The organism is Marinobacter sp. AN1 (assembly GCF_026013985.1).
Classification (GTDB): Bacteria; Pseudomonadota; Gammaproteobacteria; order Pseudomonadales; family Oleiphilaceae; genus Marinobacter; species Marinobacter segnicrescens.
Window position 1 is genome coordinate 1,510,214 of sequence record NZ_CP110342.1, and the last position, 21,117, is coordinate 1,531,330.

The 21,117-nt window shown below is 59.6% G+C and carries 23 protein-coding genes; 13 read left to right on the forward strand and 10 right to left on the reverse strand.

Annotated elements, in window-relative coordinates; all coding sequences use genetic code 11:
* Nucleotides 1-3: 3 nt before the first annotated feature.
* The 3 genes from LJ360_RS06890 to LJ360_RS06900 form a co-directional block, all read right to left on the reverse strand.
* Nucleotides 4-1,074 carry a hypothetical protein gene (locus LJ360_RS06890; protein ID WP_264995663.1) on the reverse strand — a complete coding sequence of 357 codons (1,071 nt, stop codon included), beginning with the start codon at nucleotides 1,072-1,074 and terminating at the stop codon, nucleotides 4-6.
* A gap of 3 nt (nucleotides 1,075-1,077) precedes the next feature.
* Complete coding sequence (gene coaE / locus LJ360_RS06895) at nucleotides 1,078-1,689, reverse strand: dephospho-CoA kinase (protein ID WP_091849082.1); 612 nt, start codon at nucleotides 1,687-1,689, stop codon at nucleotides 1,078-1,080.
* Nucleotides 1,690-1,806: 117 nt separating this feature from the next.
* On the reverse strand, nucleotides 1,807-2,958 hold the full coding sequence (locus LJ360_RS06900; RefSeq protein ID WP_264995664.1) for an isocitrate/isopropylmalate dehydrogenase family protein: 1,152 nt from the start codon (nucleotides 2,956-2,958) through the stop codon (nucleotides 1,807-1,809).
* A 273-nt stretch (nucleotides 2,959-3,231) separates the two neighbouring features.
* On the opposite strand from LJ360_RS06900, the gene LJ360_RS06905 reads away from it, so the two are divergent.
* Nucleotides 3,232-4,011, forward strand: a complete 780-nt coding sequence (locus LJ360_RS06905; RefSeq protein WP_177185994.1) for an EAL domain-containing protein — start codon at nucleotides 3,232-3,234, stop codon at nucleotides 4,009-4,011.
* A gap of 5 nt (nucleotides 4,012-4,016) precedes the next feature.
* Nucleotides 4,017-4,373 carry a hypothetical protein gene (locus LJ360_RS06910; protein WP_091849080.1) on the forward strand — a complete coding sequence of 119 codons (357 nt, stop codon included), beginning with the start codon at nucleotides 4,017-4,019 and terminating at the stop codon, nucleotides 4,371-4,373.
* A 34-nt stretch (nucleotides 4,374-4,407) separates the two neighbouring features.
* Here the strand turns inward: LJ360_RS06910 and LJ360_RS06915 are convergent, their stop codons facing one another.
* The gene (locus tag LJ360_RS06915; RefSeq protein ID WP_264995665.1) at nucleotides 4,408-5,310 is read right to left on the reverse strand and encodes a LysR family transcriptional regulator; all 903 of its coding nucleotides are present in this window, start codon (nucleotides 5,308-5,310) and stop codon (nucleotides 4,408-4,410) included.
* 124 nt (nucleotides 5,311-5,434) lie between these two features.
* On the opposite strand from LJ360_RS06915, the gene LJ360_RS06920 reads away from it, so the two are divergent.
* The 3 genes from LJ360_RS06920 to LJ360_RS06930 are packed head-to-tail and all read left to right on the forward strand — an operon-like array spanning nucleotide 5,435 to nucleotide 7,745.
* The gene (locus LJ360_RS06920; protein WP_091849078.1) at nucleotides 5,435-6,247 is read left to right on the forward strand and encodes an SDR family oxidoreductase; all 813 of its coding nucleotides are present in this window, start codon (nucleotides 5,435-5,437) and stop codon (nucleotides 6,245-6,247) included.
* Nucleotides 6,248-6,250: 3 nt separating this feature from the next.
* Nucleotides 6,251-6,940 carry a histidine phosphatase family protein gene (locus tag LJ360_RS06925; RefSeq protein WP_264995666.1) on the forward strand — a complete coding sequence of 230 codons (690 nt, stop codon included), beginning with the start codon at nucleotides 6,251-6,253 and terminating at the stop codon, nucleotides 6,938-6,940.
* A 31-nt stretch (nucleotides 6,941-6,971) separates the two neighbouring features.
* Nucleotides 6,972-7,745 carry an SDR family oxidoreductase gene (locus LJ360_RS06930; RefSeq protein ID WP_091849076.1) on the forward strand — a complete coding sequence of 258 codons (774 nt, stop codon included), beginning with the start codon at nucleotides 6,972-6,974 and terminating at the stop codon, nucleotides 7,743-7,745.
* An 82-nt stretch (nucleotides 7,746-7,827) separates the two neighbouring features.
* Here the strand turns inward: LJ360_RS06930 and dacB are convergent, their stop codons facing one another.
* Nucleotides 7,828-9,351: a D-alanyl-D-alanine carboxypeptidase/D-alanyl-D-alanine-endopeptidase gene (gene dacB, locus LJ360_RS06935; RefSeq protein WP_413774400.1), complete on the reverse strand. Its 1,524-nt coding sequence runs from the start codon at nucleotides 9,349-9,351 to the stop codon at nucleotides 7,828-7,830.
* Nucleotides 9,352-9,626: 275 nt separating this feature from the next.
* Here dacB and LJ360_RS06940 point away from each other — a divergent pair, with 275 nt between their 5' ends.
* Nucleotides 9,627-10,040, forward strand: coding sequence for a GFA family protein (locus LJ360_RS06940; RefSeq protein WP_091849074.1), 414 nt, complete (start codon nucleotides 9,627-9,629; stop codon nucleotides 10,038-10,040).
* 55 nt (nucleotides 10,041-10,095) lie between these two features.
* Here LJ360_RS06940 and LJ360_RS06945 read toward each other — a convergent pair whose 3' ends face one another.
* Nucleotides 10,096-11,220: a PQQ-dependent sugar dehydrogenase gene (locus LJ360_RS06945; protein WP_264995667.1), complete on the reverse strand. Its 1,125-nt coding sequence runs from the start codon at nucleotides 11,218-11,220 to the stop codon at nucleotides 10,096-10,098.
* Nucleotides 11,221-11,706: 486 nt separating this feature from the next.
* Between LJ360_RS06945 and LJ360_RS06950 the strand changes: the two genes are divergently transcribed.
* The gene (locus LJ360_RS06950; protein WP_091849072.1) at nucleotides 11,707-11,922 is read left to right on the forward strand and encodes a dodecin; all 216 of its coding nucleotides are present in this window, start codon (nucleotides 11,707-11,709) and stop codon (nucleotides 11,920-11,922) included.
* Nucleotides 11,923-12,091: 169 nt separating this feature from the next.
* On the opposite strand, the gene LJ360_RS06955 is transcribed toward LJ360_RS06950, so the two are convergent.
* On the reverse strand, nucleotides 12,092-12,547 hold the full coding sequence (locus tag LJ360_RS06955) for a YaiI/YqxD family protein (protein WP_091849071.1): 456 nt from the start codon (nucleotides 12,545-12,547) through the stop codon (nucleotides 12,092-12,094).
* 125 nt (nucleotides 12,548-12,672) lie between these two features.
* On the opposite strand from LJ360_RS06955, the gene LJ360_RS06960 reads away from it, so the two are divergent.
* Complete coding sequence (locus LJ360_RS06960; RefSeq protein ID WP_413774401.1) at nucleotides 12,673-13,242, forward strand: histidine phosphatase family protein; 570 nt, start codon at nucleotides 12,673-12,675, stop codon at nucleotides 13,240-13,242.
* 60 nt (nucleotides 13,243-13,302) lie between these two features.
* On the opposite strand, the gene LJ360_RS06965 is transcribed toward LJ360_RS06960, so the two are convergent.
* Nucleotides 13,303-14,115 carry a hypothetical protein gene (locus LJ360_RS06965; RefSeq protein WP_091849070.1) on the reverse strand — a complete coding sequence of 271 codons (813 nt, stop codon included), beginning with the start codon at nucleotides 14,113-14,115 and terminating at the stop codon, nucleotides 13,303-13,305.
* Nucleotides 14,116-14,415: 300 nt separating this feature from the next.
* Between LJ360_RS06965 and LJ360_RS06970 the strand changes: the two genes are divergently transcribed.
* Genes LJ360_RS06970 through LJ360_RS06985 form a run of 4 tightly spaced genes read left to right on the forward strand, consistent with a single transcriptional unit; the run spans nucleotide 14,416 to nucleotide 17,918 of the window.
* Nucleotides 14,416-15,498 carry a thiamine pyrophosphate-dependent dehydrogenase E1 component subunit alpha gene (locus LJ360_RS06970; protein WP_091849069.1) on the forward strand — a complete coding sequence of 361 codons (1,083 nt, stop codon included), beginning with the start codon at nucleotides 14,416-14,418 and terminating at the stop codon, nucleotides 15,496-15,498.
* On the forward strand, nucleotides 15,495-16,523 hold the full coding sequence (locus LJ360_RS06975) for an alpha-ketoacid dehydrogenase subunit beta (RefSeq protein WP_264995668.1): 1,029 nt from the start codon (nucleotides 15,495-15,497) through the stop codon (nucleotides 16,521-16,523). The genes LJ360_RS06970 and LJ360_RS06975 overlap by 4 nt, the downstream gene beginning before the upstream one ends.
* Before the next feature lie 33 nt (nucleotides 16,524-16,556).
* The gene (locus tag LJ360_RS06980; RefSeq protein WP_264995669.1) at nucleotides 16,557-17,684 is read left to right on the forward strand and encodes a dihydrolipoamide acetyltransferase family protein; all 1,128 of its coding nucleotides are present in this window, start codon (nucleotides 16,557-16,559) and stop codon (nucleotides 17,682-17,684) included.
* Nucleotides 17,685-17,738: 54 nt separating this feature from the next.
* Complete coding sequence (locus LJ360_RS06985; RefSeq protein ID WP_264995670.1) at nucleotides 17,739-17,918, forward strand: hypothetical protein; 180 nt, start codon at nucleotides 17,739-17,741, stop codon at nucleotides 17,916-17,918.
* 103 nt (nucleotides 17,919-18,021) lie between these two features.
* Here LJ360_RS06985 and LJ360_RS06990 read toward each other — a convergent pair whose 3' ends face one another.
* Complete coding sequence (locus tag LJ360_RS06990; protein WP_091849065.1) at nucleotides 18,022-18,228, reverse strand: cold-shock protein; 207 nt, start codon at nucleotides 18,226-18,228, stop codon at nucleotides 18,022-18,024.
* Between the two features lie 227 nt (nucleotides 18,229-18,455).
* Nucleotides 18,456-19,424 (reverse strand): ribonuclease Z, encoded by a 969-nt coding sequence (locus LJ360_RS06995; RefSeq protein ID WP_264995671.1) that lies wholly within the window; start codon nucleotides 19,422-19,424, stop codon nucleotides 18,456-18,458.
* Between the two features lie 116 nt (nucleotides 19,425-19,540).
* On the opposite strand from LJ360_RS06995, the gene LJ360_RS07000 reads away from it, so the two are divergent.
* Nucleotides 19,541-21,112, forward strand: coding sequence for a PQQ-dependent sugar dehydrogenase (locus LJ360_RS07000; RefSeq protein ID WP_264995672.1), 1,572 nt, complete (start codon nucleotides 19,541-19,543; stop codon nucleotides 21,110-21,112).
* Nucleotides 21,113-21,117: the final 5 nt, after the last annotated feature.

Sequence of the window (21,117 nt, forward strand, 5' to 3'; positions counted from 1 at the left end):
AACTCAGCGTGACAGGATGCGGCCCGAGAAGAACATCTCCAGGCGCACGAGCAAGGCGGTGTGTTCCTTGAAGTCATTGTCTCGCTGGAATTCAACCGAGGGAATGACCTCCCCGAAGAGCCAGTCCTGATAGAGACGGTAACGCCAGGTAACATCTGCAAAGTAGCCGGTGTGCCGCCATGTGGGCTGGCTTTCACCGAGTACACCTAACCGGGGGTTCAGCTCCGAGCGGTTATTGAGCCGTTTGTGAAAATCCAGGATCTGGGCCAGGTCGAACTGGCGCTCATCGTGTACCCATACTGCCTCGGAGCTGGCCAGGAAGGTCCAGCCATTGCCAATGTCCCTGCCGAATCCGAGCCAGGACGATGCGCCCCAGCCGTCCTGGTGGAAATAATAGACCCGCTGACGTGCGCCCACGCGCCAGTCCGACAGCCGCCAGTCCCCCCGCGCCGTGGCTCGCCAGAAAGCGTCCGGGGGAAAGCGCAGCCGGGCACCGATATCGTTGCTCAGGTTGATTGTGTCCGAGATGACCGACAGATAGCGCAGTGCCCCGGTGGCATCGCTGTCGGAGCGCTGGTCATCAGTAAGCTGTCGGCTGCGACGGCGCTCTCCGAGGGGAACCAGTTCATCGCTTTCGCTCTCCAGTACTACCCTCAGCTGCTCTTCGGCCGTGGGCAGGTCGAGTCTGAAGCGGGCTTCAGGCTCAACGCTGGCCAGTTTGCCGGTTTCGGACTCGGCGGCCAGCCCCAGCCTCAGGTAACTTTCGTTGCCGGGCAGTGACCGGGCATTGCCGGACAACGTGCGATCAGCCCAGGCCCCCAGAATCTGGATACGTTCAGACTGTACGTGCTCGTGGTGGATCACCCAGTTGGAAAAATTCAACCAGTAGGAGTCGCGGGGTTCCCGCCAGAACTCTTCCGGGGTAAAGGTGTAGAAGTCGGCAGGCAGGTTGTCCGGTGACAGGGATTCCGATACCGACGGCTCGGCCAGGACCGGTGTGCCCAGCCCCAACGCCAGCATAAGGGCGATGGCCGGCAGCCGGTAGCGATGGACAGCAGATTGAAGGAGCGCCAATATCTATCCCCGACAGCTGTCCAGAAGTTGCTTGTGCAGTTCCTGCACCTGTTTTTCCACCTCAGCCAGGGGCTGGTCATTACGGATCACGTAGTCAGCGCGGCTGAGGCGGTGCTCCCGTGGCATCTGGGCGGCGATGATCCGTTCCACCTGTTCGCGGTCATTATCGTCGCGGCTCATGGTCCGGTCGATCTGGGTTTCCACTGGCACATCCACCACGATGGCACTGGTTGCAAGGGTATGCTGATCCGTCTCCAGCAGAAGGGGAGAAACCAGTAACACGTAGGGTAAGTCGTAGTGGTCCGGTTGCAGCTGGCGGGCCAACTCATCGCGAATGGTAGGATGGAGCAGGGCTTCCAGCCATTCACGTTCATTGGCGTCCCTGAACACAATGGTGCGCAAAGCCGCCCGGTCAAGGTTGCCATCGGGCTGAAGGATATGGTCGCCGAAGTGTTCAGCAATCCTTGCCAGTGCGGGTGACCCCGGTTCTACCACTTCTCGCGCCACGATATCGGCGTCTACCCAGTGCACACCCAGTGCACCAAACATCTTTGCTACAGTGGATTTTCCGCTTCCGATGCCACCGGTCAGGCCGATTACCGCAGGCTTGCCCATCGATACCTCGTTCGTTGTTTTCCGGGGAGGCGTAAGGATTGCCTACGCCCCAAGGGTCAGTGGGTGAGGATTCTGCCACGGACCCGAGGCCGGATGCATCATTGTTTTATGTCCGGTTTAACCCAACCTGGCCAGGACCGAGTCTCCGATTGTACGGGTATCCCGCTGTGTGCCGCCGTTTTCCGCCAGGTCCGCGGCCATGGCGTCAAACAGTTCCTGCCCGGCCTTTGCCAACACCGGTTCCTTACGGCCAAGCCAGTCGAGCATGCGGGCAGTCGTAAACAGCATCGCGGTGGGATCGGCCAGGCCCTGGCCAGCGATGTCCGGCGCGCTGCCGTGGGTGGGCTCAAACATGGATGGCATGTCCGGGTTGTCCGGGTTCAGGTTACAGGAGGGCGCTACCCCCATGCCGCCGGACAGCACTGCGGCCAGGTCGGTAAGGATGTCGCCCTGCAGGTTGCTGGCGACAACCACATCAAAGGCCCAGGGGGCCTGCACGAATTTCATGCAGGCTGCATCGATCAGTTCATGGTGGGTGGCGACATCGGGGTAGTCCCGGGCAACTTCCTGGAAGACTTCGGTGTACATGTCGCCCCAGTAGCGGAGGGCGTTGCGTTTGGTGATCAAGCAGACCTGGCTTTCGCTGACCCGGCATTGGGGGCTGCGAAACTCCCTCTTGCGGCCCTCGGCACGCCTCGCTTCGGCCCTTTGGCGGGCCTGTTCAAAGCCATAGCGGATAATGCGCTCTGTGCCCCGGCGAGTGAACACCTCCATCTGGGTCGCTACTTCATGTTCGGTGCCCTGACGCAGGCGGCCACCCTGGCCTACGTACTCGCCTTCGCTGTTCTCCCGAATCACCAGCATGTCAATGTCCCGCGCCCGGTCGTCGGCCAGGTATTGTCGCGCGCCGGGCAGCAGCCGGGCTGGCCGTTCGCAAACCCACTGGTCGAAGCCTTTGCGCATTTCCAGCAACGGGGCGAGGGATACGCTGTCCGGAAGCAGGTAACGATCCGGGTCATCCATGGGCCCCGGGTCACCCAATGCCCCCAACAGAATGGCATCGTAGCGCGCAAGCTGCTGCAAGGCGTCAGCGGGCATTACCTCGCCATGTTGCTCATGCCAGGCGTGGGATGGCCAGGGGAACCGTGTCCACTCCAGGGGAAGCTGGTGTTTCTCCCGCAGTCGTTCCAGGCAGTGAACCGCCTCGGTCACGACTTCCGGACCAATTCCGTCGCCGGGCGTTACGGCGATGCGCAGGGGCTCGGGCATAGATCAACACTCCATGAGCTGCGAATTTACAACTGTTTGCAGAACGGGTACCCGGATACGGGTACTCTTGTCAGACTGAAAACGCAAGGGCTCCGGGAGCAGAGCCAAGGCGCCTTCCGGGCCTCTGGATCAGTGTAGTCAGGCAGGCTGGATTCGTCAGTCTTTTAATACATTTACGGACCCCCGCCGGGTGTCTATAGTGAAACGGGGTTCCTGTGTGTAAAGCTTCATGCAGGAGCAGGCTTTCCTACTCGCTAACACATAGGAGCATGCGTGGAGCGGCCAGAAGTATTGTTTGATGAATCCCATTGTGGCCAGTGTGCTTGTGGGGAGGGCCTGGATTTCCAGTTTTCGTTTGCTTACCAGCCAATCGTTGACGTGTTTGACGAGTCTGTCTTTGCCTATGAAGCGCTGGTGCGGGGCACCGGTGGTGAGAGTGCCTGGAGCGTTCTGTCACAGGTAAACGAGCAGAATCGTTATTCCTTTGACCAGGTTTGCAGGGTCAAGGCGGTCAAGCTCGCCGCCCGCCTGGGTATGAAGGCCATGCTCAGTATCAACTTCATGCCCAACGCTGTGTACCAGGCGGAATATTGTATCCGTACCACGCTGGCTGCCGCGAAAACCTACAATTTTGACACCCGAAAGATCATCTTCGAACTGACGGAAGGTGAAGACCTGTCTTCGGTCGATCACCTGGTGTCTATCATCAAGGCATACCAGGGGATGGGTTTCAGTACGGCGATCGACGATTTCGGCGCCGGCTTTTCCCGCTACAACCTGATGACGGCCAGCCCCCCGGATTTGCTCAAACTGGATATGGGGCTGATCCGCGATATCGACCGTGAGCCCAACAAACAGGCTGTCGTCAACGGAATAATTACCATGATGACCCAGCTTGGCGGGCGCATCGTCGCAGAAGGTGTTGAATCCGTGGAGGAGTATGCCTGGCTCCGCACCCGGGGAATTCGCCTGTTCCAGGGCTATCTCTTTGCCAGGCCCGGGTTCGAGACCCTGCCGGAACCCTGTTTTCCGGATATTGGGCAGGGGGGCTAGGCCCGGTGCTTTATCGTCTCATTACGCTGATTGGCGGCATTGCCTTTGTTGCTGTGCTCTACGGCCTCATCTGGTTGCTTTGCCGGAAGTTCCTGCAGGGCCACAAGGTCACTGATAACCTGAACGACCGAGCCACGGCGCTGGCTACCTGGACGTTCACTGGCGTGTGCCTGGGGCTGGTGTTTGCGGTTTTCGGTGCCTTCCTGCTGGGGCCCTGGGCGTTTTACCGCACTGTCAGGGCCCATGATGTCGGCGTGTCAGACGCTGCCGCGGTCTGGTGGGGGCTCGGCGTTGTTAGCCTGGCCCTGGTGCTGACCGGTGCCGGCTTTGCCGGTTTCCTCTGGGTGGTCGGGGTTTTCTGAGCCTTTTCGCAGGTGACCTGGCTCAGGCGCCGCCCTAGTAGTCCGTCGCCACGGCGTGAAACTGCTCCCTCAGCCACAATAGTGCTGGTTCTTTCTCGTAAGCCTGGTGCCAGTAAAGGTGAATATCAACGTCTGGCAACCCCTCGGGTGGGTTGAGGATGCAGGTATCGGACCGCGCAGTCATCTGACGCGCGTAGCCTTCCGGCATTGTCAGTAGCAGGTCCGAACCCTCGACGACCTGGCAGGCGGCGTAGTAATGCTGGCACCGGAGGCGGATCTGGCGTTGCAGTCCCATTCGGGACAGTTCGAAGTCCTCGATACCAGGCCCTTCATTCCTTGATGACACCAGGATGTGCTTTGCGGACAGGTACTTGTCCATGGTGAGGTCCTGACCCTCCAGCGGGTGCCCCTTCCTGGCGATGACCACGCGCCGATCCTTTCGCAGTTGCTCGTGGGCAGTCTGGTCGCTGATCGGTAGCAGCACGTCCACAGCGAAATCCAGTCGGCCTGCAGCCAGCAGACTTTCCATATCCCTTCGGGCCACCCGCTGGCTGTTGATCTCGATCTCCGGGTAGTCGTTCAGCCGGGTAACCAGCTGGGGCAGGAAAGTGGATTCCAGCACGTCGCGCAGAGCCAGGGCGAAGGTTTTGCGATGGCTGGAAGGGTCAAAGGCATGGAACTGGTTTACGGCACTGTGAATCTGGTTCAGGCCAGGTCGCATGGACTCCACGAAACGTCGTGCCAGTGGTGTAGGGACCATCCGGTTGCCCTGGCGCGAAAATAACGGGTCGTCGAAATGGTCTCTCAGGCGGGCTAGAGAGTGGCTGACCGCGGGCTGGGTCAGGTTCAGCGCCCGGGCCGCACGGGTCAGGCTACCTTCCCGGTAAATGGTATCGAATACGTGAAGCAGGTTAAGATCTAACCGGTTTGAGGCCATCAGGGTGCTGTCTCGCTACTGAATGAATTTCGATAATAGTAACGGATTAGAATAATTCAGTCGCGTAATACTTGGTGCCCCACTAGACTGGCCCGTTACGACAAATTTGAGTGGATTTCCCGGAATGTCCCAGAGAATCTTTATTACCGGTGGTGCCAGCGGCCTGGGTAGGGCATTGGCGCTGCATTATGCCCGTGAGGGTGCGAAAGTCTGCATCGGTGACGTCAACCCGGAAGACGGCATGGTTACGGAGGACGAGATCAATGCGGCAGGTGGCGAAGGGCTGTTCCTGCCTTGCGATGTACGCAGGCTGACGGACCTGGAAAAAGTGCGGTCGGAACTTGAGCAACGTTGGGGTGGCGTGGATGTCGTGGTCAACAATGCGGGCGTGGCCACCGCCGGGTCCATCGAGGACTCCACCATTGCTGACTGGGAATGGATACTGGACATCAACCTGCTGGGAGTCGTTCGAGGCTGCAAGGTGTTTACCCCGCTGTTCAAGCACCAGGGCAGCGGTACCTTTGTCAATGTCGCGTCCATGGCAGGTCTCATGCTTGCGCCCATGATGGGCAGTTACAACGTGTCCAAGGCAGGCGTGATCGCGTTGTCAGAAACCCTGAGCCTGGAGTTGCGGGACGCTGGCATACACATCTGTTGTGTGTGTCCGTCGTTCTTCCGCACCAACCTGGCCAGCGGTATGCGCTCGGACCTGCCGGGAATCCAGCAGAATATCAATGGACTGATGAAGCGGTCGTCTGTCAGTGCGGAGGATGTCGCGGACGATATCGCCCGGGCTGTTCGCCAGGGGGATTTCTGGGTTCTGCCCCATCAGAAGGAAAGGCGCTTGTGGGTTCTCAAACGCCATGCACCCTGGGCCTTTGACTATATCATGCACCGGGAAAGCCGGCGCTGGATCAAACGCATGGCAGGGGGCTGACTTGTGGCGACGATTTATCTGATACGGCATGGCCAGGCCAGTTTTGGCAATCACAATTATGACCAGTTGTCTGAAACGGGTTGGGAACAGGCACGTGTACTAGGACATTGGCTCGCGGGCAGGGTACACCCGGACGTGGTGATTGGTGGGGATATGCAGCGCCACAGGGAAACCGTGGAGGCCATTGCATCTGGCTACCGGGCACCGTTTCCCGACATGCAGGTGGCTGTCGGCTTCAACGAATTCGATCACACCTCTGTGGTGCACCGCTTCCGGCCCGAGTGGGCAGACCGGGAGCGCATGCAGGCGGACCTGGCCGCTACCGGGCATCCGGCGAAAGCCTTCCAGCAGACCTTTACGCAGGCGGTCCAGCGTTGGGTCAGTGGCGACCATGATGGTGAGTACCCGGAAAGCTGGGTGGAGTTCAAGGCCCGGGTTAATGGCGCGCTGGATGAGCTGATCGGCTGGGCCAATGGTGGCGATGTTTTCGTGTCTACCTCCGGCGGCCCTATCGCTGTGATCATACAGAGCCTGCTGGAACTCAGTGACAGCAAGGCACTGGCGCTGAACGAGGTGATAGCCAATACCAGTGTTACCCGTGTGCTGTACTCGGGACGGCGACGCAGTCTGGCGGTATTCAACAATTACAGCCACCTGGAGGCGGAAGGGCAGGACCTGGTCACTTTCCGCTGATGGATCAACGATTGACTGAAGGAGCGTATACATGAGCAAACAGAACCTGTTCGACCTTGATGGCAAGGTGGCCCTGGTTACCGGTGCCAGCCGGGGTATCGGTGAAAGCGTTGCCCGATTGCTGGCGGACAATGGCGCCCACGTCATTGTCAGCAGTCGCAAGATCGATGGCTGCGAGGCCGTGGCCAGCAGTATCCGCGAAAATGGCGGCAGCGCTGAAGCGGTGGCCTGCCACATTGGGGAAATGGAACAGTTGGAATCCATCTGGCAACACATACGCGAAAAGCATGGCAAGCTGGATATCCTGGTGAACAATGCAGCCACCAATCCGTACTTCGGCAAGATCGAGGAAACGGATCTGGGGGCCTTCCAGAAGACAGTGGACGTGAATATCCGTGGTTATTTCTTCATGTGTGCCGAAGCGGCCAAGCTGATGAAGGAGAAGGGCCAGCCGGGGGCCATCGTGAACGTGGCATCGGTCAACGGCGTGACACCGGGTTTCATGCAGGGCATTTACTCCATCACCAAGTCGGCGGTTATTGCCATGACACGGGCCTATGCCCGCGAACTCGGCCCGGACAATATCCGCGTCAACGCGCTGCTGCCCGGCCTGACCGACACCAGGTTTGCGAGCGCCCTGACCACCAATGACAGCATCCGTGAGCGTGCCATGGAGCATATTCCCATGCACCGTATGGCGCATCCGGATGAAATGGCAGGCACGGTCCTGTACCTGGTCTCTGATGCTTCCAGCTACACCACCGGTACCTGTGTCAATGTGGATGGCGGTTACCTGACAGTCTGATCCGTCCGGCTCCTGCCAGTCCAGCGCCAAAAAAAGCCCCGGTCCTGATGGTCAGGCCGGGGCTTTTTTGCTGGCGCCGGTGTTATCGGGTATCAGCCTGGGATAGTGCTGTCCCGGTGGGCGGGTTGCGGTGCAGTGAATACAGCACTTTGTCCAGAAGCGCCTGTCCGTTCCAGGCCGGTGAGTGGTTGACGATGCCCACCACAGCCCAGGTTGTGTTGTTGTCGTCCCGGGTGAAACCGGCAACAGAGCGAACGTCCTGCAACAGGCCGGTCTTGATGCGACCCATGCCTTCCATACCAAGGTTGCGCAAGCGCCTTGCCATGGTGCCATCCATCGCGGTCAGCGGCATTGAGGTCATGAGATCGGGACCATAGGGGCTCGACCAGGCCTGGGCCAGTATGGCAGACATCTGTCGTGCACTCATGCGGGCATGCCGGGAAAGCCCGCTGCCGTTGTCAATGACCATGCCACGGGTGTCAATGCCCTTGCCCTCCAACCAGTCATAGATCGCCCGGATGCCTGAAACCCGGTCGTCTTTATCTGCCTCGTGACGATTGTTGGCACCAATGGTCAGCAGCAGCTGGCGGGCCATCACGTTACTGCTCCACTTGTTGATATCACGAATCATGGTGACGAGGTCCGGTGACGTGGTGCTGGTCACCAGCCGGGAGTCAGATGGAATCGTGCCGGACCGCCAGGTACCGGTGATGGTGCCGCCAAGCTCACGCCACAGGGACATGAGAATCTCGCCGCTGTAGCGGTCGTGGGGCAGCAGCGAGAGGTAGGTTGTGGTGCGACAGCCTTCGGGCAGTTCGCCCTCCACCCTGACGGTGACCTTGCCGGCCTGGTCGAATACCGGGGTCCAGTCGATTTGCCGGCGACCGGGGCAGGAGCCCGACGCCACGGAGGTGATGCGATTGTCAATGGTGACGGATGGCAGGGCAGGCGTGGACCAGGCGCGGGTACCTCGTTCATCTGCACGCACCTGGAAGTGCACCAGGTTCATGTTAAGGAGCACCGGCGATGGTTCCACCAGGAACGGGCGATGGGGGTTGTTGCCGTTATCATTGAATCGCGGCAGGCCGTCGGGAAGCAGGAACACCTGTCCGTCGAGTACGATATCCCCCTCGATGGTATTGACCCCCAGCGAACGAAGTTCATGGATCACCGTCCACAGGCGTTCAATGGTGAGTTTCGGGTCGCCACCGAAACGGACATACAGGTTGCCCTTGAGGGTGTCTCCCTCGAAGGTGCCGTCAGTCAGGAAGCTGGTGGTCCAGCGGTAATTGGGGCCGAGGATTTCCAGCGCCGCATAGGTGGTGAGTACCTTCATGATGGAGCCGGGGCTCATCACCGCGTCGGCGTTGACGTATTGTTCGATACCCGGGCCATCCATTGGAATGGCAGCGACGCTCAGGCCGTTGAGGTCCTTCAGGGACTCCTCCGCGAAGCCGCGTACCTCACTGCCCCAGATACGCTTGTCCATTCCCTCGGCGAGGGCTGCCGTTGCCATGCCTGCCAGCAGGCTGGTCGCAATAATGCCTGCTCCCAGCGAGCGGGCCAGGATGCTCAGTCCGGTTGTGGTCAGTGTTCGAAGAAGCATGGCAGGAACATCCATCGTGGTGGGGGCTGATTATCTAACCTTAGCTTAATTTCTGTATGGCGACTATGTTCCCGGCCTATACATAACGTTAAAAAATGACAGCAGACTATGGGAATTAAAGCATTTTTGTGACAGCGGGTTACGAAGTGTAGGGAACCGGTTATCCGATGTCGGGAAGTCAACGGTTTGTACAGGGCTGCCCGGACCGGCAGAGGTTGCTAGAATGCGCGGACCAGAACCGTATTTCATAGAGTTCAATCAAGGAGTTGGAAACGATGCTGACGGGGCACTGCCTTTGTGGCGAAGTATCTTTTGAGTACGACGGTCCCCTCGGGCCCATAGCACTTTGCCACTGCAGCCAGTGTCGCCGGGCCCATGGCAGCGCCTTTTCAGCCAGCGCTCCGGTGCAGCGGGTGCATTTCCGTTTTACCGGCGGCGAAGAGCTTATTACCGAGTTTGAGTCCCGGCCCGGAAAATACCGGGCGTTCTGCAGCCGTTGTGGTAGTCAGCTATATAGCCGGGTTGATGCGATTCCAGGTATTCTGAGGCTGCGAACGGGTGTCATTAACGAGCCCCTGGGCAAGGGCCCGGGCGCCCATGTATTTACCGGTTCCAAGGCTGACTGGTTCCCAATCACCGATGACGTTCCCCAGTACGAGAAAACCGAGCGAACCAACGACCCTCATTAAACCCTGGACCCTGCGGCTCCGGGTCACAGGGTTGCTTTCCGTAAGGTAACCCGTCTCAGGGGCTGGGCGGTACCAGCCTCAGGACCTCGCCATCGGCCGAGTCCGTCAGCAGCCACAGGTGGCCATCGTTGCCCATGGCGACGGCTCTGATCCTTTTGTTGAGGCTGGCGATCAGGTCTTCCTCCTCAACTATACTGCGATCGTCCAGCTCCAGTCGCACCAGCTTCTGCATCTTGAGGGCGCCGACAAACAGGTCTCCCTGCCAGTCGGGAAAGTCCTCGCCGGTATAGAACGCCATGCCCGAGGGGGCTATGGACGGATCCCAGTAGTGCAGCGGCTGTGCCATGCCTTCCCTGTGGGTGTCGTCGGTTATGGGTGTGCCGCTGTAATTGATGCCGTAGGTAATGTCCGGCCAGCCATAGTTGGTGCCTGCTTCTATGATATTGATCTCGTCACCGCCGCGGGGGCCGTGTTCGTGACTCCAGATGGCTCCTGTGTCCGGGTGCAGGGTCATCCCCTGAATATTACGGTTGCCTTTGGTGAACAGGGTTTTCCGGGTGTTCTCTCGGTCCATGAACGGGTTATCGGCAGGCACCTCGCCGTCGACCGTGATCCGGTGGACCGCACCTGCATCGTCGCTGAAGTCCTGGGCGCGATCCATCTCCCCGCGGTCGCCGACCGCCACGTAGAGATAGCCATCGGCGGGAATGACCATGCGTCCGGCGAAATGTCGGGTGGTACCCGAGCGGGGCTCCGCCTCGAAGATCACTTCAAGGTTTTCAAGGGAGTCATTCCGGAGTTCAGCCCGTGCCACCCGCGTGGTCATGCCCGCCTCGTTGGCGTGGGCATAGCTGAGAAACACGACCCGGTTCTGCTCAAAATCAGGGTGTAGCAGGATGTCCAGTAGCCCCCCCTGACCACGGGCTGCGACTCCCGGCACGCCGGCAACCGGCTCATCCGCCAGCTTTCCGTCACGAATGATGCGCAGGCGTCCCGCTCGCTCCGTAACCAGCTTGCTGCCATCGGGCAGGAAGGCGATGGCCCATGGGTGTTCAAGCCCGGACGCCACCGTTTCGACCTGGAACCGTGCCTGATCAGAGTCGTGGACCGTTGCCGCCGCCAGGGATGCAGGCAGGGCTGCTACCGCCAGTGTTGTCGCCATAGTGAGCGCCTTTGACATGGGAGCCTCCATAGAGTGCTGTTTGCGGGACATACCTGAGTTTATCAACCGTACCGGGCCAGCCACCAAAGAAACATTACCGGCGAGTTATGTTTGAAGTCCCTAACGAGGGTATATACGACGAGTCTGTGAGATAGTCTTTGCAAACGAGAATGACTATCATTAAAATATAGGGGAGACTTGTTACTACCCTGGCCCAAAGCGGGTTTGCCGGTCCAGGAATCATCACAGGAGAAGAAGTGTATGTTCGAACAGGAAGTGAAGGAGGGTATCAAGCTGGCTGCGACAGCGATGGTCATCATGCTGATCGCATCATTGCTGGTCATGGGGTGAACCAGCAGAGCTCAAGCATACGTAGAGCTTAAGCATACGTAATGCCTGCTGACCGTTGAAGTTCCCCGGTCAGGGCTACACTGAACACGTGAGCCTTGAGCAAAACGCCACAGCCGTGGCTTTTCATGCAGCAAACGACAGGAGGTTTATCCTATGTCAGCCAATCACGTGTACAAAAAGACCGAAGTGGTAGGTTCGTCGAAAACCGGTATCGAGGATGCGATCGAAAATGCCCTCGCAGAGTGCGCCAAAAGCATCCGCAATATGGAGTGGTTCGAGGTGACGGAAACCCGGGGGCATATCGAGAACGGCAAGGTAGGCCATTACCAGGTCAGCCTCGTGGTCGGGTTCCGGATCGAAAACAGCTAATCTCGCAGGCCAGTCAGGTAAAGCCAGTCCCGGTTACCTTGTTCCGCACTGGCCGGGTGCTGGCTGCCTTTCTATGGGGGTAAATACCCGGGGTGTCCTGGTTATTTATGGCCTCCATGCTACTGCCCGACGCTTGCGCCTCTCACTTTCAACCGAGCGTATTATTCGGTCAGGGTTTGCGGTGATTCTTCTGCAGCCAGCGGTCGAGCTGGTCGGCAAATTCCTTTCGGTCCTGTTGGCTGAACGCTGCTGGCCCACCCGTAACCTGGCCCGCACTGCGCATCTCTTCCATAAAATTCCGCATGGCCAGTCGCTGGCGGATATTCTCGCGGGTGAAAGCCTGCCCCCTGGGGTTGAAGACATCAGCGCCTTGTTCGATGGCCTCCGCAGCCAGGGGGATATCCTGGGTGATGACCAGGTCTCCGGTGGTCAGTTGGGCGACGATTTCCTGGTCGGCCACATCGAATCCGTGAGGTACCTGCCGCGCGTGAATCCAGGGGCTCGGGGGCAGCTTGATAAAGTGATTGGCGATGAAGGTGGTGTTGATCTGCCAGCGGGCGGCGGCCCGGCACAGAATCTCGCGGATGGGGACTGGGCAGGCATCGGCATCGACCCATATTGGCATGGTAACGGTTCCGGTTTGGATATTGGCGGGAGTGTAACCGCGTGTGGATGGTAATGGTAGCCGATGGTCCGTTGGGCGCAGGTTACGGTAGATAATAGGGCTGGTTGAAATTGGAGGTCCAAACCATGACCCTGCGTCGCCTGGCTTGTTCTGTTCTGCTGTTACTGCTTTCGGCGATGACGGCTTCGGCGGTCTCGGCTGATGAGGAAGCCTGGAAAGCTCTGCAGGAGGGCAGGGCCTTGCTGATGCTGCGCCACGCCCTGGCCCCCGGTACGGGTGACCCGGAGAATTTTGCCCTGGATGACTGTTCAACCCAGCGCAATCTCAATGACCGGGGGCGCGAGCAGGCCCGCGCCTGGAAGGAATTGCTCTGGAAACATGGTATTGGCGAGGCCAGGGTCTATACCAGCCAATGGTGTCGTAGCCGGGACACGGCAACGGAAATGGCTATAGGGAAGGTTACCGAATGGCCGCCACTGAACTCGTTCTTTGCCGGACGGGGAAACGGTGATATGCAGACGCGTCAGACCATTGCCTTGGTGAACGCGCTGAAGCCGGGGTTACCAGTGGTGCTGGTATCTCACCAGGTGAATATTACCCGACTTACCGGAGTGTATCCGTCATCGGGTGAAGGTGTGATCATCGCCCTGCCGTTATCGGACAACCCCACAATACTGGCCACGGTTATGCCCTGAGCCTTCCGGGTAGCCCGAAAGGCGGCAGGCCATAGGTCACCAGGGATTTGCAGAGCCATTTCAGAGATTCTGCAGGAAGCCATTGATGGCTTCACGCTGATTGTCGGCCTCCTCCCGGGTCTGGAAGACCAGTTTGTTTGCGTTCCGGCGCAGGTCCAGGGCGTCCCCGAATCCGCAATCCACCTCGGAAATTTCGGCCACCTTCTGCTTGAACCCGCTATCCTTGCGGCAAAGGTATTCCATTTCCGCCGCGACCTGGCCGCAGTATCCGGAGATGCTCAGATTGTTGAGTTGCTCATCGCCCAGACCATCCCAGTTCACCCGGGTCTTCACCCTGGTGCCGCAGACGGTGCTGGCAGACTTGTCGATGGCTGCAAGTGCCTGGCGCTGCCGCTTCAGCGCTTCGTCACGATCGAACCGCGCCAGCTCTGCCTGAACCCCCTGTTCCATTTGCTGCTGGTATTCAGCCATCAGCGCCTTCCGGTCCACCGATGCACCGCCCGCTTCGTCGGCGACCAGTGCATAGGGCTCTTCACGCCCCGGAATATAGGCGGTGTAGTCGGTGGGTGCCCAGTAGGAGCGGGCAAACACCACGACCGAGCGAAGCTTGCCATTGATTTCTGCCCGGTAGGCCCGTTCGTCGTTCGGGCGTTTCTCCACCTCAGTGAGCATCACCACGCCATCCAGCGGATGGTCTACACCATTGAGCCTGAGCAGTGCCTTGCTGCCATCTGCCGTGGGCACGAGGGTGGCCGAGATCCCGCTTTCACTGGTTAGCACTTCCGCCTGGTCACCGAGCTCCAGTGCACGGGCTGACAGAGACAAAAGCGCAAGGGCTATCAGAAGAGAGCAGGTGGGAAATCTTCGGATCATGGAGTTCAGTCCTTGTGTCCTGTTGAACGGGCCTGTCGTGTCAGGGCAGCAGCCCCGGACAAGCGTCAGGTAGTATGCTGCCGCGAATTCTGGTGCGATTCCCTGTCATTAACAAGACGATAGCTGATAACGTCTCAGTTTGTGGTCATTAGCGAGAACCGTGTCTCGTTTCCGTTGAACAATTGCTGACCATCGACTAGAAAATAGGGACAGGCCCGTGAGATCCACGGGGCACCCACCAACAGCCATCGTGACGCAACAGGCCACAAGCCCGGGAAGCCACGGTGTGAGGAGACGGGGATGAAAGACCGTTATGAGCTTACGGTGGACTATGTCCGCTACCTGAACGATGCCGGTGAGCCGCTGGATGAATTACCGGCACTGTCCGCTGATGCAGATCGTCTGCTCGATGCCTACCGCAATATGGTGCTTGCCCGCACCCTGGACCAGAAGATCATCGCCCTGCAGCGAACCGGCAAATGCGGTACCTACCCTTCCGTGCTGGGCCACGAGGTTATCGGGACCGCCATTGGCCAGTGCATGGAACGGCACGACGTATTTGTACCCTATTACCGTGACCAGGCTACGCAGTTGCTGCGAGGGGTGCCCATGGTCAACATGTTGCTCTATTGGGGCGGCGACGAGCGCGGCAGTGCAGGTTGGGAACTTTGCCCCCAGGACCTGCCGATATCGGTTCCGATTGCTACCCAGTGTTGCCATGCCGTGGGTATCGCTTCGGCCATGCGTATCCGTGACGAGAAGCGGGCGGTCGTGGTTACCCTGGGGGATGGTGCCACATCCAAGGGGGATTTCCTGGAGAGCGTTAACCTGGCAGGGGCCTGGCACCTGCCAGTCGTGTTTGTGGTGGCCAACAACCAGTGGGCCATTTCCACCCCGCGTGGCCTGCAGACCGGAAGCGAAACCATTGCCCAGAAGGCTGTCAGCGGCGGGTTGCCCGGGCACATCGTGGACGGCAACGACTACTTTGCCGTCAGCGAGGCTGTAGAGCATGCACTTGAACGGGCACATGGGGGCAAGGGCGCTACGGTCATCGAGGCAGTGACCTATCGCCTGGGTGACCACACCACTGCTGATGACGCCACCCGCTACCGTAGCGCGGACGAGCTGCGAAGTGCCTGGGACAAGGACGGTATCAAGCGCCTGCAGAGTTACCTTCACCGGGCCGGGCACTGGGACGCAGACAAGGAGAAAGAGCTCCAGGCTCACTGCCGGGACAAGGTGGATAAGGCGGTTCATGTTTACCTTGAAAAAGCGCCGGAGCCGCCTGTTGCCATGGTGGATTACCTGTTCGAGACATTGCCTGCTGCCCTCGCCGGCCAGCGTGAGCGGCTTGCCCGCAAGGTCGAAGGAGTAAGGTCATGAATGCGTCTGCAGAGAATGCCATCCGGCACGGGGAGGGCGCACCGGTTGCCCACAAGGTCACCCTGGTGGAAGCGGTCAACCTGGCCCTCGCAAGGGAAATGGCCAATGATGATTCGGTGGTGGTTCTCGGAGAGGACATCGCCACCAATGGCGGCGTATTCCGTGCCACGGTAGGTCTGAAGGAGCGCTTCGGCTACAAGCGGGTGATGGACACTCCACTGGCCGAGAACCTGATTGCCGGCACCGCGGTAGGCATGGCTACCCAGGGGCTCAAGCCGGTGGCGGAATTCCAGTTCATGGGGTTTATCTACGCCGGCTGTGAGCAGATTATCAGCCATGCTGCACGTATGCGTAACCGCACCCGTGGCAGGCTCCATTGCCCCTTGGTATACCGGGCTCCGTTTGGCGGCGGCATCCATGCACCTGAGCACCACAGCGAGAGCACCGAGGCGCTGTTTGCCCATGTTCCAGGCTTGCGTGTGGTCATTCCCAGCTCGCCCCAGCGTGCCTACGGCCTGTTACTGGCCGCCATCCGTAACCCGGACCCGGTGATCTTCCTGGAACCAAAGCGCATCTACCGGGCTGTGACCCAGACGGTAATGGACAATGGCGAGGCCTTGCCCCTGGACACCTGTTTTACCCTGAGGGAGGGCGACGACATTACCCTGATAAGTTGGGGCGCGTCGATCATGGAAACCCTGCAGGCTGCCGACCGTCTGGCGGAACAGGGTGTATCGGCGGAAGTGATCGATGTGGCCACCATCAGCCCCCTGGATCGGGAAACCCTGCTGTGCTCTGTTGCCAAGACCGGCCGGGCGGTGATTGTCCACGAAGCCTGCCGCAATGGTGGTGTGGGTGCCGAGGTGGCTGCGTCGATTGCGGAAGGCGCCTTCCTGGACCTCCAGGCACCGGTAGTGCGAGTGACCGGTTATGACACGGTGATGCCCTATTACCGCAACGAGCAGCATTACCTGCCGCAAGTGGACGATATCGTGACAGCCGTAGAGCAGGTGATAGCGCTCTGAGTCAGTGTGCGAGGGTTAGCAGGGAGTAACGTCATGAGGAATTTCAAGTTGCCCGATCTCGGCGAGGGCCTTCCGGAAGCCGAGATCGTGGAATGGCATGTGAAGGTCGGCGACACCGTTGAAGTGGACCAGGTGCTGGTGAGCGTGGAGACCGCCAAGGCCATCGTCGAAGTGCCATCCCCGGAGGCGGGCATTATTGCCAGGTTGTTCGGTGAGGCGGGGGATATTATCCATACCGGAGAGCCACTGCTGGCGTTCGAGGGAGAAGGCGACGACAGCGGTACGGTCGTGGGCGAACTCAAGTCCTCGCAGACAAGGGACGGTCAGGGCGAGGCGGACTCCTTCATTATCGGCGCAGCCCCCTCCAGCAAGCGCGCCCGCGCCAACCGGGCCACCCCAGGGGTACGGGCCCTGGCTGAGAGGCTGGGTATCAGCCTGGAAAACATCAAGGGCAGTGGCCCCGGTGGTCTCATTACCAATGACGACGTACACCGCCAGGCCAGCCACCAGAAGCAGTTGGGAGAGGCAGAGGCACTACGAGGCCCAAGGCGCACCATGGCGAAGAACATGGCGCTGTCCCATGCCCAGGTGGTGCCGGTGTCGATCTTTGAGGATGCCGACATCCACAACTGGACAAAGGGGACCGACATTACCATGCGCCTGGTGCAGGCCATAGCCCGCGCCTGCGAGGCATCGCCGGCCCTGAACTGCTGGTTCGACGGCGATAACCTGAGTCGGCGCCTGCTGGATGAGGTGCATATCGGCATTGCCGTCGACACGCCCGACGGACTTTTTGTGCCGGTGCTGCGGGACGTCAATCACCGCTCCATGGAAGACCTGCGTCAGGGGCTGGAAAACCTCCGGGAGGCGGTGGCAACCCGCAAGATTCCGCCCCGGGAAATGCAGGGCGCCACCATTACCCTGTCCAACTTCGGTACCATGACAGGACAGTACGCCAACCCTGTTGTGAGCCCGCCACAGGTGGCGATCGTGGGGGCGGGGAAAATCCGGGAGAAGGTGGTGCCACACAAGGGTAAACCTGCTGTGCGCCGTATCATGCCGCTGTCAGTAACCTTTGATCACCGGGCCGCCACCGGTGGTGAGGCGGCAAGGTTCATGGCTGCACTGGTGGAGGGCCTTGCTGTTGATTCGAACGGGTAACAGGACCTGTGTCCGACGTTGAAACCTGGCGGCCGGCACACCATAGTAGCTAACATGACGACATTATTTATTGTACTGGTGGTTCTGTTCGCTGCCCTGTTCATCCTGGTACCGCTGCTGGAGAAGCACGCATCGAAGGGGGATGCGATCAAAGAAAGCCGGATTTCCCGGTGGATTATTCCGTTGATGGCGGCGGTGCTGATTCTGGGGATATTGCGGCATTACTTTGGGTAGCGCGCGCAGCCTGCGCAGGCCTGCCTGGCAAGTTGTCAGGGATAAATAACATGCATTAAAAAAGGCAGCCGAAGCTGCCTTTTTACGTGCTGTGGCCTGTTATTTACAGGGCAACAACGTTTTCCGCCTGCGGGCCTTTCTGGCCCTGAGTAACGGTAAACTCAACCTGCTGGCCTTCTGCCAGGGTCTTGAAACCGCTGCTCTGAATAGCGCTGAAGTGAACGAATACGTCGGGGCCGCCTTCACGAGTGATAAAGCCGAAGCCCTTGGATTCGTTGAAGAACTTGACGGTACCGGTAACTGTAGACATATCTTTTAATATCCTGAAATCAATCTGATTAATGTGCCGCCAGGGACCATTGTTGGGCTGGTCAGCATTGTGCGGAAAAGAAACGCGCGGGATCAAAAACAGGACGTACACTACAATTACTGACAGGGCGTCTTATTGATGAACTGCTTTGCTAACTCTTTCCTACGTCGCCCAATCTACGCACCTTCCCCGGGAAAAGCTACTGTTATTTTCATTGGTGGGTATATTTACGCATCCAGTGCTTCCAGGGAGAGATCCCGGTTCAGGCGAAGTTGCATGAAATCCCGCGCGAGCACCAGGTTGCCGTCATAGAACCCTCTGGCCTCGCCGGCCAGTTCATCGATGACCGGGCCGCGACCGGCCCGAAACTGGTAGCGGGAACTGAAGTGGGTCAGTACCAGGTGTGGCAGCCCGATTGCCTGGGCAAACAGCGCTACCTGTTCGGCAGAGCTGTGCTGGGGCCAGGGTCCAACACGCTCTGCCACGTTCCGGGTGTAGGTGGCTTCGTGGACCAGCAGGTGGGCTTCTCTGCAAGCCCCCGCCAGCAACTCGGGGGTGTCATTGTCACCGGCGATCACTACCCGCCGTGGTGGTCGCGGGATCTCGGTGTAATCCTTGCTGGCAATGTAGCGGCCATCGGGCAGGGTGACGTCCTCGCCCTTCTGGATGCGCCCCCATTCCGGTCCGGCGGGCACACCATCAGCTTCCAGTTTGCTGGTCAGCAACTTGCGCTCAACCCTCAGCTCCTCGAAGCGGAAGGCGCGGCACGGGACTCGGTGGGACAGGGGAATGCTGGTCACTCTGACGGCGTCGTCCTGCCAGTGAAAGTCATCGGCCTCGGCGTTGATAAACTGCAGTTCAAAACCCAGTCTGGAATCGGTACTGGCAAGGGTGATTTCCAGGAAGTTCCGCAGCTGGGGTGGACCGATGATCGGCAGCGGTGTTGTTCGCCCATTCATTGAGGCACTGGACAGAAGCCCGGGAAGGCCGAAGGTGTGGTCGCCATGGACGTGGCTAATAAAAATGGCCTGCAACTGCATAACGGACAGGCGGGTTCTCAGCAGCTGATGCTGGGTACCCTCGCCGCAGTCAACCAGGTACCAATGCCTTGGGCCGCCATGTTGCAGTGCAAGGCCAGTAACGTTGCGGGCCCGTGTGGGTGTGCCGGCTGAGGTGCCGAGGAAAGTGAGTTCCACTGATGCGTCCTTAAACTACACTGGAGTCGTCAACGCGAGGATACTGGGCGGCAGGACATCGCCCGGACGTCCAGGTCGCAGTACGAGCATAACAAAATACCGGACAGCGAGGTTCTATGAGTAACCGTCTACCCTGGTCGAAAGTGGTCCTGGCCTTTGCTACTGCCCTGGTGACTGGCGCCCTGCTGGGTTCCATCGTGCAGACACAGATCAACCTGCTGGCTTTGCGAGGACTGGGTGTGGAGATCGGTATAGGGACCTGGTTAGGTACCACCCTCGAAGACGCGGCCAAGTTCGGGCCGGTGTACCTGATGGTGTTTGGTGTCGGCTTCCTGGTTTCACAGGTGACGGCTATGGCCTTGACCCGCCGTGTGCTGCAATCCTGGCGCAGGGTAAGCTGTGCACTGGCAGCGGCGGTCGGTCTCTGGGTGACCTTCACCCTGGTGGATGCCATGGCGCCACCGCCCACGCTGATCGCCGCTACCCGGGCCCCGGTAGGAATGCTGGCCATGTTGGTGACGGCCGCCATCGCCGGCTGGGTATTCGCCGCCATGGCCTCTGCAGCTCCCCGTCGCAAAGGCAATGCAAGTGCGGTTGCGGCTGTACTGCTTGTCGCAGTGCCGGCTCTGCCATTTGACCAGGCCTCGGCTCAGTCTGGCCCGGGTTATCAGCTGGAGACGGTGGTTTCCGGCCTTGAGCATCCATGGTCCCTGGCCTTCCTGCCTGATGGCCGGATGCTGGTTACAGAACGCCCGGGCAGGTTGCGGATCATTACCCGGGATGGTGAGCTGCTACCTGAGCCTGTCGCCGGTATGCCAGAGGTGTTCAACCAGGCCCAGGCCGGTTTGTTCGAGGTGCTGCCCGCCCCGGACTTCGCTGAGAGTGGCTATCTCTATCTGAGCTATGCCTGCGGCACAGAACAGGCAAACCATACCTGTCTCGCCCGTGGGCGGCTCGCAAACTGCGAGTTGCAGGGTGTTGAGGAAGTATTTCGTGCCGTGCCAGCCAAGGTTGGTGCAGCTCACTATGGCGGCCGAATCACCTGGCTGCCGGACGGCACCCTGGTGATGGGCCTGGGGGATGGTTTTGATTACCGGGAGGAAGCCCAGAAGTTGTCCAGCCACCTCGGCACCCTGGTAAGGCTGAACCCGGATGGCTCTGTGCCGGACGACAACCCCTTTGTTGAAGACCCGGAGGCATTGCCGGAAATCTACAGCTATGGACACCGCAATATTCAGGGTCTGGCGTTCGACCACGAAAAGAGGCGCCTGATTGCCCATGAGCACGGGCCCCGGGGTGGCGACGAAATCAACGTCATCGAAGCTGGCGTCAATTATGGCTGGCCGGTGGCCACCCATGGCCTGGACTATACCTGGGCACGGGTGACGCCCTTCACCGAATACCCGGGCACACGTCAGCCCGAGCTGCACTGGACGCCTTCGATTGCCCCTTCGGGATTGGCTATCTATAGCGGCGATTCGTTTCCCGACTGGCAGGGACAGTTGCTGGTTGGAGCACTGGCCGACCAGGCGGTATACCGGGTATCGCTGGCGGAACAACCACCTGGGCAGCATCGTCTGCTGGGGGAGCTTGGTGTACGCATCCGGGATGTCCGCGTGGGTCCGGATGGACTGGTTTACCTGCTTACGGACGCTGCATCCGGCCAGCTTCTGCGACTGGTGCCATAAAAAAG

What these genes read in the sequence shown, in the direction of transcription:
- LJ360_RS06965 (WP_091849070.1), bottom strand. Translation starts at nt 14,115, where the DNA reads ATGATCCGAAGATTTCCCACCTGCTCTCTTCTGATAGCCCTTGCGCTT.
- LJ360_RS06940 (WP_091849074.1), top strand. Translation starts at nt 9,627, where the DNA reads ATGCTGACGGGGCACTGCCTTTGTGGCGAAGTATCTTTTGAGTACGAC.
- LJ360_RS06915 (WP_264995665.1), bottom strand. Translation starts at nt 5,310, where the DNA reads ATGGCCTCAAACCGGTTAGATCTTAACCTGCTTCACGTATTCGATACC.
- LJ360_RS06900 (WP_264995664.1), bottom strand. Translation starts at nt 2,958, where the DNA reads ATGCCCGAGCCCCTGCGCATCGCCGTAACGCCCGGCGACGGAATTGGT.
- LJ360_RS06980 (WP_264995669.1), top strand. Translation starts at nt 16,557, where the DNA reads ATGAGGAATTTCAAGTTGCCCGATCTCGGCGAGGGCCTTCCGGAAGCC.
- coaE (WP_091849082.1), bottom strand. Translation starts at nt 1,689, where the DNA reads ATGGGCAAGCCTGCGGTAATCGGCCTGACCGGTGGCATCGGAAGCGGA.
- LJ360_RS06990 (WP_091849065.1), bottom strand. Translation starts at nt 18,228, where the DNA reads ATGTCTACAGTTACCGGTACCGTCAAGTTCTTCAACGAATCCAAGGGC.
- LJ360_RS06970 (WP_091849069.1), top strand. Translation starts at nt 14,416, where the DNA reads ATGAAAGACCGTTATGAGCTTACGGTGGACTATGTCCGCTACCTGAAC.
- LJ360_RS06945 (WP_264995667.1), bottom strand. Translation starts at nt 11,220, where the DNA reads ATGTCAAAGGCGCTCACTATGGCGACAACACTGGCGGTAGCAGCCCTG.
- LJ360_RS06975 (WP_264995668.1), top strand. Translation starts at nt 15,495, where the DNA reads ATGAATGCGTCTGCAGAGAATGCCATCCGGCACGGGGAGGGCGCACCG.
- LJ360_RS06985 (WP_264995670.1), top strand. Translation starts at nt 17,739, where the DNA reads ATGACGACATTATTTATTGTACTGGTGGTTCTGTTCGCTGCCCTGTTC.
- LJ360_RS06960 (WP_413774401.1), top strand. Translation starts at nt 12,673, where the DNA reads ATGACCCTGCGTCGCCTGGCTTGTTCTGTTCTGCTGTTACTGCTTTCG.
- dacB (WP_413774400.1), bottom strand. Translation starts at nt 9,351, where the DNA reads ATGCTTCTTCGAACACTGACCACAACCGGACTGAGCATCCTGGCCCGC.
- LJ360_RS06930 (WP_091849076.1), top strand. Translation starts at nt 6,972, where the DNA reads ATGAGCAAACAGAACCTGTTCGACCTTGATGGCAAGGTGGCCCTGGTT.
- LJ360_RS07000 (WP_264995672.1), top strand. Translation starts at nt 19,541, where the DNA reads ATGAGTAACCGTCTACCCTGGTCGAAAGTGGTCCTGGCCTTTGCTACT.
- LJ360_RS06920 (WP_091849078.1), top strand. Translation starts at nt 5,435, where the DNA reads ATGTCCCAGAGAATCTTTATTACCGGTGGTGCCAGCGGCCTGGGTAGG.
- LJ360_RS06950 (WP_091849072.1), top strand. Translation starts at nt 11,707, where the DNA reads ATGTCAGCCAATCACGTGTACAAAAAGACCGAAGTGGTAGGTTCGTCG.
- LJ360_RS06955 (WP_091849071.1), bottom strand. Translation starts at nt 12,547, where the DNA reads ATGCCAATATGGGTCGATGCCGATGCCTGCCCAGTCCCCATCCGCGAG.